This is a genomic window from Flavobacterium sp. 9AF (assembly GCF_902506265.1).
Lineage (GTDB): Bacteria > Bacteroidota > Bacteroidia > Flavobacteriales > Flavobacteriaceae > Flavobacterium.
Genome location: NZ_LR733582.1, coordinates 1 through 10,451 on the forward strand (window position 1 = coordinate 1; position 10,451 = coordinate 10,451).

Consider the following 10,451-nt stretch of genomic DNA (forward strand, 5'->3'; position numbering starts at 1 on the left):
CCAGAAATAAACATAAGTTATACAAAGGTAATTGCCAAAGACGAACTTATTCTAAATGAAAAAACAAACGACTTATATCATAAAATTACCTTTACAGACAATGGTATCGGATTTGAACAAGAAAATGCTGAAAAAATATTTTTATTATTTAATAGATTACACGGTAAAACTGAATATCAAGGAACTGGTGTGGGACTTGCAATATGTAAAAAAATAGTAGAAAATCATGATGGCTATATTTTTGCAAAAGGTGAAGTAAATGTAGGTGCTACCTTCCTAGTATATTTACCTGTTTGATACCTAAAGTATGAAAAAAAATTCACACAGATTATGGCGCGTTTTAAAGAATACCATCAATGGGTTCTTAGATAAGAAAATACTAAAATTAAGTGCAGCACTAGCATACACAACTGTATTTTCTATAGGTCCGTTATTATTGGTTATCCTCTATTTGTGTGATTTATTTTGGGGAAGAGAAGCTATAGAAGGTTCTATTTATACTCAATTAAAAAATTTTATTGGTACCGAAAGCGCTGCTCAACTTCAAGAAATGATTCAAAATTTAAGTATTTCTAATAGTTCTAGTTTAGCGGGTATTATAGGTATAAGTATGTTAATTATTGGGGCTACATCTGTATTTGCTGAAATTCAAGATTCAATCAATACGATTTGGGATATAAGGCCTAAGAAAAAAACATCAGGATTTTGGCTTTTTATCAAAGCAAGATTGTTATCCTTTGGTGTCATTGGGAGTATTGGTTTTATACTCTTGGTTTCATTAGGTATTTCAGCCATATTAGATACAGTAGGAGAACGCTTAACTTCTTACTTTCCTGATGTATTATACTACGTTGTTTATATAACAAACTCTTTACTCTCATTTATAATTATTTCACTCCTCTTTGGTGCAATTTTTACCATTCTTCCAGATGCAGAAATAAAATGGAGACAAGTAAAATTTGCTTCATTTACAACTGCCTTATTATTCATTATTGGAAAATTTATAATATCATTTTATATAGCTAATTCAAATATTAGTTCAGTATATGGTTCTGCAGGGTCATTTGTTATTATAATAGTTTGGGTGTATTATTCTTCTGTTATCCTATACTTTGGAGCTCAATTAGCCAAGTCTTATGCTATAGAATATGCTGCTCCTATACAGCCTTCTTCCTTTGCAGAATTTATAGTAGTTGAAGAGATAAAAAAAGAAAATCAAGTTTTAGAAGAAAAACAATAAACACATACATTATACTTTTTTATAATAAGCGTTCTTTTAGAACGCTTTTTTTATTACTGCAAATTAAAATTCTATAACTATCCCATAAAATCATATAATTATGAGTCATGGTTGTTAATGTAATTTTGTCTTATAAGTTCTTAGAAAGATTAATATGGAAATCAGAATGGGAATGATATAAGCATTAAAAAAAATGTTGTAAAAGTATTTTTAAGGATATGTCCCAATTTTGTAAAGTAATTAAAACGAAGTAAAATGAGAAAAACTAACCCCAAAAGAACATTAAACTTTTATTTCATTCTATGTAGTATTACTTTTTTAACGGTTACATCTTGCGTCTTTACAAACAATCAAAAAGAAGAAAGTGTAATAAAAAATAAAAAGAGTAAAACAGTCAAAGATTACGATAATATAGAAGCGGAATTGTTAGCAAAATTTAATGAAAGAAATGTAAACTTAATTACTATTAGTGATAATATTCAAAATAGAGAAGTTCCATTTAGAATTAAATGTTTGGCTAGTAGTTTAGTAGAGGAACAAAGTAAAATAAATAAGGTTATAAATAAAATTACAGCAGAAAAATTAATAATTATTCCAAATGTTCATATAAAAAATAATTTAAGTGAAATTGAAAAAACTTCAAATGAACAAGTAAGAAAAATTTATTTAGAAACTGTGAATAGAATTATTAAGAATCAAATTGACGATTTAACAAAATTATCTGAAAAAACAGAAGATATCGATTTTAAAATCTTAGCCTTACAAACAATAGTAAAATTAAATACATCATTGGAAAAAGTAAACCAAATTAAAAATATATAAATATGAAAAAATGGATTATTGTTTTGATAGTATTTATACTTTTTACTCTTATAGCCAATGCATCAATAATACTCGAATAACATTAAATATAAATAAATAGATTAAACAGAAACATTTAAAAAACAATTGACATGAAAAGAAGAAACAAAATTGTAGCAACGTTAGCATTCGCATTAATGACATCATTAGGTGTCAATGCACAATCGAAAGATTCAAATGCCGAATTTGGAGTTAAAGGAGGTGTAAATTTTTCAAACATGTACACAGATGATGTAGATGATGAAAATGTACTTACAAGTTTTAACGCAGGAGTTTACGCAAAATTACCCATTTCAGATAATATTGCTATTCAACCCGAATTATTATACAGTAGAAAAGGTGCCGAATTAGTTTATAACAACGCACTAGCAGAAGGTACAGCAAAATTTAAACTGAATTATATTGAATTACCTGTATTGTTTAAAGTAAATCTTACAGATAATTTTAATATACATGCAGGACCTTATTTTGCTTATTTAGTAAATGCACAAGTAACTAATGAAACAGAAAATGGAACCTTCAATTTTGAGGACAATTATAACAATGACGATTTTAACAAATTTGATTATGGTTTATCAGCAGGTGTTGGTTTAGATTTTGAAGGAATGGGTATAGGAGTAAGATATAACTACGGATTACAAACTGTTGGTAAAGAAAGAGAATTTGCAGGAACTACTTATACACTTCCTGATGGAAAAAATAGCAATTTAAGTTTATACTTATCCGTTCGATTAAATTAATTAATAACAATAAAAAAAATTAAGATGTCAAATTTATTATATCTCGTTGCAGTCATACTAATAATTGGCTGGGCATTAGGATTCTTTGTGTATAGCGTAGGTTCATTAATACACATATTATTAGTAATAGCAGTTATTGCTATAATCGTAAGAATTATTCAAGGAAAAAGAATTTAATAAATAAAATAAACAATAAATAAATATTTAGAATTATGAAAACAAATAATGCAATTTTAGGAGTTATGGCAGGTTTAGCTGCTGGAGCAGTACTTGGAGTTTTATTTGCTCCAGATAAAGGATCAAACACAAGAAAAAAAATCGGAAAAAAAGCGAACGATTTAAAAGACAACCTTAAACAAGGATATGACAGTACTGTAAGTGCAATTGAAAAAAAATACACAGAATTACAAGACAAGTATGATTTCCTTTCAGAAAATATTGATGATAAAATCAATGAAGGAAAATCAAAAATTAAAGAAGAATTAGCAAAAATTTAATTATTAATACTATGGAAAATATAGCTACAAACATCGAGTTGCTTTTTGAAAGGGCGCAAGATTATACAAAGTCAAGCATTGAATTAATTAAATTAAATGCCATAGATAAAACAGCAGATATTACTGCGTCTTTAACATTTAGATTAACTTTTGGATTAATTGTAGCTATGTTCTCCTTGTTTGTTAACATAGGTATAAGTCTTTACCTTGGAAAATTAGTGGGTGAAATGTATTTAGGATTTATGTTAGTTTCAGCATTTTATTTACTACTTGCTGTACTGTTATTCATCTTTAGAAAAAATTTAATTAAAACACCTATTACTAATTTAGTGATTAGAAAACTTTTGGAAAATAAAATTCGATAATATGAAAACAATAACGGAAAATCAAATTTTAGATGAAAAAATAAGACTTTTAAAACTTAAAAAAGAGAATCAATTTGAAGTTTTAAAACAACAATTTAATGAAACCCTTGATAGTTTGAAACCAGTGAATATTGTAAAAGAAACTATTAAAGATTTTAAAAATTCCAAAGAAATCAAAAATTCACTATTAGAAACTAGTTTAGGAATTGCAGGTGGCTATTTAACCCGAAAATTAATTGTTGGAGAATCAGCAGGTATATTTAAAAAATTATCAGCTACTGTAATCCAATTTTTAGTAACTAATTTCATCAAAAATAAGGCTGAAAAAATTACCTCTCAACCCGTTGAAAGTTAATTTTAATATAAGTAAGAATTAAAAAAACAAAATTAAAATTATATAATTCATAGCATAAATTATATAAAACAATTGTTAAAAAGCAATATTAATTTTACCAAATAATTATAAAAAACAAAATATGAAAAATTTAAAAATCACTTTAGGATTATTTGCACTAGCAGTTTCTTTAACTGCCTGTACAGATGAAAAAAAATTACAAGCAGAAAAAGACGTAGCTCAGTATGCAAATTATGTTGACTCTATCAGTAATATTGAAATGCAAAAAGCAGCTAATGAATGGGATGCAATTCAAAAAGATTATGAAAGATTAAAAATGAATGCTGAAAATTCATTAACTGGTGTTGAAGATGATAAAAGTTTAAAAGAATCTATAGACAATACATCTGTTAGATATGAAGAATACAAAGTGAAAGTGGTAACAGAAAAAGAGAAAGTGGATGCTGAAAATGCTAAAATGAGCATGAGAAAAACATTACTTGGTGATGGTTATAACGGACAAGATATGAATTTTGACTGGGTTAATAAAGACAACATCCTAAGTGTTTATGAAAATTTTGTTACAACCGTTGAAAAAAACAAAGATTCATATTCAAGAGAAGATTGGGACGAAATTAAATTGATGTATGAGGCTCTTGATACGAGAAAAAATACAGTTGAAAAAGAAGGTCTAACTTCGGAAGATAATAGAAAAATTGCTGGTTTAAAAATTAAATTTGCTCCAATGTATACAGTAAATAGAATTGGTGCAAAATCGGAAGAAAACGAAGAAGCTAAGCAATAATTTAAAAAAAACAGCAAGTGAATCTTGCTGTGTATTCAGTAAAAAGTTTTAGTTATTGAAAAACCGTTTGAAATTTCAAACGGTTTTTCTATTTCTTAATTGTTTTGAAATATAGGCACCTTAAGACCAAAATGCACATCAATAGCATTTGTGTACCCAAAAAGTCCATTAAATAAAGAACCTGATCCTAAAGTTAATGGTCCTGCTCTAAATCCAAATCCGGATAGCAATCTAGAATTTTCAACCATTGTAAATGGTAAATATATACTTATCCATTTCGATTCATATCGAGCTGCTAAACTTAAAGTATTTTTAATATAATTAGAATTAGGCTGTGTAGCTTTATTCAAATTTAAATCGGTGTTCAAATTGATATATATCTTTTCAGATAAATTATAATCTGCGTTTAAATGCAAAGCAGTTGGTAAAGAAACTGTAAAAGATTTTGTTTCACTAATCCTAGTATAATAAGTATCAAAATCATCATTAATAGCATATTCTGCATCAGTATAAGAAGCATTAGCTTCATAAACTACCTTCTGTCCTTCTTTAAATTTAATCGAACCAATATCTGTTATTGAAAGCCCTAACTTTAGTAGGTATTTGTTCATAGCTTTGCTTGAACTACTATTGGTATTACTCGTTCTAAATTCATAGGTAAAACCAATATCTGTTCCTAAACCATTTCCATAGTTCTCTGTTGGATCATCAAAATTTTCAAGACTTGAAACATTTCCAGTTTCAATTTCACCTGAAGTAGTAGTTGTATTTGTAATTTCTAGACCTGTATAGTTATAGTCAATAGACAAATTTCGGGCTTTAATATAACCCGAATAAAGACCTCCTATATATTTCACTGAAATTCCACCTTTAATAAAATGTTTTTCATTATTAAACAAAATTCTAGCGTAGGATAATCCTATTTCAAACCAAGAATTGGATGCAATACTGAAATTTTGATTGGTAACGCTAAAATCTTGGTTCACATCATTTTCAATTTTTTCAAGGAATAATCCATCTATTTCAGAGATATGACCTATACCTCTCACTCTTGAAAAAAAAGCAATAGCATTATTATCATTAATATTCATTTGAAAAGAAGGTCCTAATAAATCAATATTCGTATAAAAGTTATTATTATTCGTAGGTGATTTTCTTGCATATTCCTCAAAATCACCATTACTAAATACATCCCCTAATTTTACTGAATAATAATCACTTCCTGCAAAAAAACTACCCGAAGTGATATTCACATCAGTCCTAAAACGAGAATCAACTATATTGGCAGGATTATTAATCACACTATAAATACCTGCATAATTATCGTGTTGGGCTCCAAAAAAAGATTGTGCTTGAATCAAAAAGCTGAATAAACAAGATACAATTAGAATAAGTCTTTTTAACATAAGTACAGATTTAGGTTTATTAAAAAAGGCTATAAATATCTATTTATAGCCTTTCAAAAATAATATATTTTTTTTTAAAACACTTCTGTTTCTTTTAGCTTTTCAGTATTAGCGACTAATTGTAATTCATCCACAATTTTATGAATATCACCATTCATAATATTTCCTAAATCATAAAGAGTCAAACCTATTCTATGGTCGGTTACACGTCCTTGAGCATAATTATACGTTCTAATTTTAGCAGAACGGTCACCACTACTTACCTGAGATGTTCTTTTTGAAGCATCTTCTGCTTCTTTTTTAGCTAATTCCATTTCGTATAAACGAGAACGTAATACTTCTAATGCTTTGTCTTTGTTTTTGTGTTGCGATTTTTGATCTTGACATTGTGCTACTAATCCTGTAGGAATGTGAGTTAAACGTACAGCAGATTTTGTTGTATTTACCGATTGTCCTCCAGGTCCTGAAGAACAAAAGAAATCTACACGCACATCATTCATATCAATTTGTACATCAAATTCCTCTGCTTCAGGTAAAACCATTACCGTAGCAGCTGAAGTATGCACTCTTCCTTGAGTCTCCGTTTGTGGAACACGTTGTACCCGATGTACACCTGCTTCATATTTCATTGTTCCATATACATCTTCACCAGTAACTTCAAATATTATCTCTTTAAATCCACCAGAAGTTCCCTCATTCATATCTACTACAGAAGTTCTCCATCCTTTAGATTCACAATACTTTGTATACATTCTATATAAATCTCCAGCAAAGATAGAAGCTTCATCTCCACCCGTTCCAGCTCGAATTTCTACCATCACATTCTTAGCATCTTCTGGATCTTTAGGTATCAACATAAATTTAATTTCCTCTTCTAATTGTGGCAATCTTTCCTTAGCCTCATCTAACTGCATTTTTGCCATTTCAACCATTTCTGCATCAGAACCATCTGCAATAATTTCATTTGCTTCAGTAATATTACCTTCTAATATTATATATTCATCTCTCTTTTCTACTAAAGCCTTCAAATCTTTGTATTCTTTATTGAGTTGAATATAACGTTTTTGGTCAGCAATTACATCTGGCTGAATAATCAAATCAGATATTTCATCGAAACGTTGTTTCACATATTGCAATCTATCTAACATACTTTTATATTTTGGAGTGCAAAGTTAATAAAAAAATCAATCAGTACTTATAGTTTACAAGGTACTTTTTAACTGCTCTATATTAATAGTTTATAACTTTTATTTAAAATAAATCTAAATAAATTTTGCAAAATCCAACTTTGCTTCTATTTTTGTATCGTTATTTTAATCTAATCTAAATAAAATGAAAAAAATAGTAGGCATTATATCCTTTTCGTTCTTATGTCTTAACGCTTATTCGCAAGAAAAAGATTATACTGAAGCAACTATTGATAATGATACTGTAAAACCAAAAAAATATATCTTACAGGAAGTTATTGTGGAAGGAACCAATCAAAATACTACACCTACAGCAACTAAATCCAATATCAAAGAAATGGATTTACCACAAGCATCGAGTATAATTAACTCAGAAATTTTAAAAAAACAACAAGCAAAATCCCTTAACGAAGTTCTAAAAAATGCAAATGGAGTTTATATTATGGGAACAACTGGTGGTTATCAAGAAGAAATTGCATCAAGAGGTTTCTCTTTGCGTAGTGATAATACTTTTAAAAATGGAATTCGTTACTATAATGGAATGATGATTGAAACATCGGGTTTAGAAAAAATTGAATTCTTAAAAGGAAGCGCAGCTATGCTTTATGGTAATGTTGCTCCTGGTGGAATACTCAATTTGGTTACTAAAAAACCTAAAAATGAATTTGGAGGCGAAATAGGTTTTTCACAAGGAAGTTTTAGCACATATAAACCTACCTTTGATATTTATGATGCTTTAGATAAAAAAAAGAAAATTGCTTTTCGTTTAAATGGTAGTTATGAAAATGCTGAAAGTTTTAGAAATTACGTTACTTCTGAAAAATACTATATTAACCCTTCTTTATCTTTCCAACTCTCTGATAAAACAGAATTACTCATAGAAGCAGATTACACAAACGATGAAAGAACACCCGATTTTGGAGCAGGAGTTATCAATTATCAAATTGTAAATATCCCAAGAAATCGTTTTTTAGGTGTAACTTGGGGTAAATATACAGCTGAGCAATTATCAAGTACACTTACTCTTACACATAAAATCAATGAAAAATGGAGTGTGAATTTTATTAATGGTATTCGTTATTATCAAACAGAACTTTTAGCTAACACACGTCCTAATTCTGGAGGATTAATTTCAGAAAATGGAAATTGGAATAGAAGTGCACAAAAAGCAGATTCAAAAGATAATTACTTTACACAACAAACTAATTTAAATGGATTATTTGCTATTGGTAAAACCAAACACAATGTTTTAATTGGTGCAGATGTAGAAAATTATAAAAATTATGCAACAAGATATAATAATACTCCTTACGATGCCATTAATATTTTTGAAGATTATGATGCAGAAAAGGAAACTTCAATTCCAGACATTACAAGAAATAGATTAACTACAACACCAATAAGTCGTTTTGGAATCTATTTTCAAGATTTAGTTTCTTTAACAGAAAAATGGAAAGTCTTAGCTGGTATAAGATATAGTTATCAAGATACAGAAACCAATGTTTTAATTTATAATAACAATCAAACAACAGAAACTAATAATTATGATGAGGCATTTTCGCCTAGAGTAGGATTAATATATCAACCTTCAAAAAATCATACCGTTTTTGCAACTTATTCAAACTCCTTTGATGTTAATACTGGAGCTGATATTAACAACGAACCTTTGAAACCTTCTATAATTGACCAATATGAAGTGGGGTTCAAAAACAAACTATTTAAAGAAGTTGTACAAGCAAATATTACTTTATATCAAATTAATAACAACAACTTAGCACAAACATCGCTGGTGGATCCTAATTTTAGAGAATTAGCGGGCTCAATTAGAAGTGAAGGAGTCGAAATTGATATTATTACAAAAACTTTTTATGGTTTTCAAGTTGTAGCTGGATATAGTTTTAATGAAACAAAATATGTAAAAAGTAATACGTATGTAGAAGGAAGCTTATTAAGATATAATCCAAAAAACACAGCAAATTTAAGTGTGAATTATACTTTTGAAACTGGCAAATTTAAAGGCTTAAACATAGGTGTTATTAATACCTATTTCGGTGAAAGGTATGCAGGAAGATCTACTCAAGTAAATGTTGCAAACGATACGAGACAATTAATATATTTGCAAGATTTTTTTCAAGTTGATACCACTTTGAGCTATACATTTAAAAAAGCAACTTTACGAGCAAAATTAAGTAACTTATTTAATGAATTAAGTTATAATGCGCATGATGATAACAGTTTGAATCCTATAGCACCAAGAAATTTTTCAATAGCGTTAAATTATACACTTTAATATTATCTTTAAATGAAACAAACGACAATTAGAAATCTTCATAGAGATTTAGGTTACATTTACTTAGGTTTAATTATATCTTTTGCTTTTTCAGGTATATTAATGAACCATCGAGAAGATTGGCATCCTGAGAAATACACACTTGAAACTAAGGATATACAAGTTGAGTTACCTGCAAATGAAAGTGATATTAATGATTCCTATGCCGAAAATTTAGCTAAAGAGTTAAAAATTGAAGATAAAATAAAAAGACACAATGTAAGAAAAGGTCAATTTAGGATGCAGTTTGAAAATACTGAGGTAGAAATTGATTTAAAATCAGGTAAAGGTGAAATAATTTCTTTCATAAAAACACCACTTATTAGTCAAACCATGTTTTTACATAAAAATACTTCAAATTGGTGGATTTATTTTTCTGATATCTTTGGTATTTCTTTAATTATTATTGCCATTACTGGTGCTATGATGATTAAACATGGAAAACATACATTTGCCCGAAGAGGATGGAAATTAGCTCTTGCTGGATTACTCTTTCCCATTCTATTTTTAATTTTTTCATAACCCTTTTTATAAATTTTATCCTCAATAATTTATTTTATTGGGGATTTTTTTTAATAATTACTCAATTCAAAAATCAAACAATTTACATCAAAATTGTTTGATTTTATATTAAATAAGTCTAAATAAATTTTGTGTATTTCATCTAAGAATTTTACATTTGTACAG

The 10,451-nt window shown here is 28.1% G+C and carries 13 protein-coding genes; 11 read left to right on the plus strand and 2 right to left on the minus strand.

Translation table 11 applies throughout. From position 1 onward, the window contains the following. The 9 genes from HALO113_RS15665 to HALO113_RS15705 form a co-directional block, all read left to right on the plus strand. Positions 1-297 (plus strand): ATP-binding protein (locus HALO113_RS15665; RefSeq protein ID WP_236554753.1); only part of this gene is annotated, 297 nt, incomplete at its 5' end. A 10-nt stretch (positions 298-307) separates the two neighbouring features. After that, positions 308-1,240, plus strand: a complete 933-nt coding sequence (locus HALO113_RS15670) for a YihY/virulence factor BrkB family protein (protein WP_159780030.1) — start codon at positions 308-310, stop codon at positions 1,238-1,240. A gap of 255 nt (positions 1,241-1,495) precedes the next feature. Beyond that, positions 1,496-2,062 (plus strand): hypothetical protein, encoded by a 567-nt coding sequence (locus HALO113_RS15675; RefSeq protein ID WP_159780031.1) that lies wholly within the window; start codon positions 1,496-1,498, stop codon positions 2,060-2,062. A gap of 131 nt (positions 2,063-2,193) precedes the next feature. Beyond that, entirely contained in the window at positions 2,194-2,841 is a 648-nt protein-coding gene (locus HALO113_RS15680) for a porin family protein (RefSeq protein WP_159780032.1), read from the plus strand. A gap of 24 nt (positions 2,842-2,865) precedes the next feature. Then, positions 2,866-3,018, plus strand: a complete 153-nt coding sequence (locus HALO113_RS15685) for a lmo0937 family membrane protein (protein WP_159780033.1) — start codon at positions 2,866-2,868, stop codon at positions 3,016-3,018. A 35-nt stretch (positions 3,019-3,053) separates the two neighbouring features. Then, positions 3,054-3,338: a YtxH domain-containing protein gene (locus HALO113_RS15690; protein WP_159780034.1), complete on the plus strand. Its 285-nt coding sequence runs from the start codon at positions 3,054-3,056 to the stop codon at positions 3,336-3,338. Between the two features lie 11 nt (positions 3,339-3,349). Beyond that, on the plus strand, positions 3,350-3,703 hold the full coding sequence (locus HALO113_RS15695; protein ID WP_159780035.1) for a hypothetical protein: 354 nt from the start codon (positions 3,350-3,352) through the stop codon (positions 3,701-3,703). Position 3,704: 1 nt separating this feature from the next. Continuing rightward, positions 3,705-4,058 carry a hypothetical protein gene (locus tag HALO113_RS15700; protein ID WP_159780036.1) on the plus strand — a complete coding sequence of 118 codons (354 nt, stop codon included), beginning with the start codon at positions 3,705-3,707 and terminating at the stop codon, positions 4,056-4,058. A gap of 121 nt (positions 4,059-4,179) precedes the next feature. Further along, positions 4,180-4,842 carry a DUF6565 domain-containing protein gene (locus HALO113_RS15705; protein WP_159780037.1) on the plus strand — a complete coding sequence of 221 codons (663 nt, stop codon included), beginning with the start codon at positions 4,180-4,182 and terminating at the stop codon, positions 4,840-4,842. 95 nt (positions 4,843-4,937) lie between these two features. Here the strand turns inward: HALO113_RS15705 and HALO113_RS15710 are convergent, their stop codons facing one another. Beyond that, positions 4,938-6,248 (minus strand): DUF5723 family protein, encoded by a 1,311-nt coding sequence (locus HALO113_RS15710; protein ID WP_159780038.1) that lies wholly within the window; start codon positions 6,246-6,248, stop codon positions 4,938-4,940. Positions 6,249-6,322: 74 nt separating this feature from the next. Then, the gene (gene prfA, locus HALO113_RS15715) at positions 6,323-7,396 is read right to left on the minus strand and encodes a peptide chain release factor 1 (protein ID WP_159780039.1); all 1,074 of its coding nucleotides are present in this window, start codon (positions 7,394-7,396) and stop codon (positions 6,323-6,325) included. Between the two features lie 184 nt (positions 7,397-7,580). On the opposite strand from prfA, the gene HALO113_RS15720 reads away from it, so the two are divergent. Both HALO113_RS15720 and HALO113_RS15725 read left to right on the plus strand, forming a co-directional pair. Next, the gene (locus HALO113_RS15720) at positions 7,581-9,725 is read left to right on the plus strand and encodes a TonB-dependent siderophore receptor (RefSeq protein WP_159780040.1); all 2,145 of its coding nucleotides are present in this window, start codon (positions 7,581-7,583) and stop codon (positions 9,723-9,725) included. Between the two features lie 12 nt (positions 9,726-9,737). Then, the gene (locus HALO113_RS15725; RefSeq protein ID WP_159780041.1) at positions 9,738-10,286 is read left to right on the plus strand and encodes a PepSY-associated TM helix domain-containing protein; all 549 of its coding nucleotides are present in this window, start codon (positions 9,738-9,740) and stop codon (positions 10,284-10,286) included. Positions 10,287-10,451: the final 165 nt, after the last annotated feature.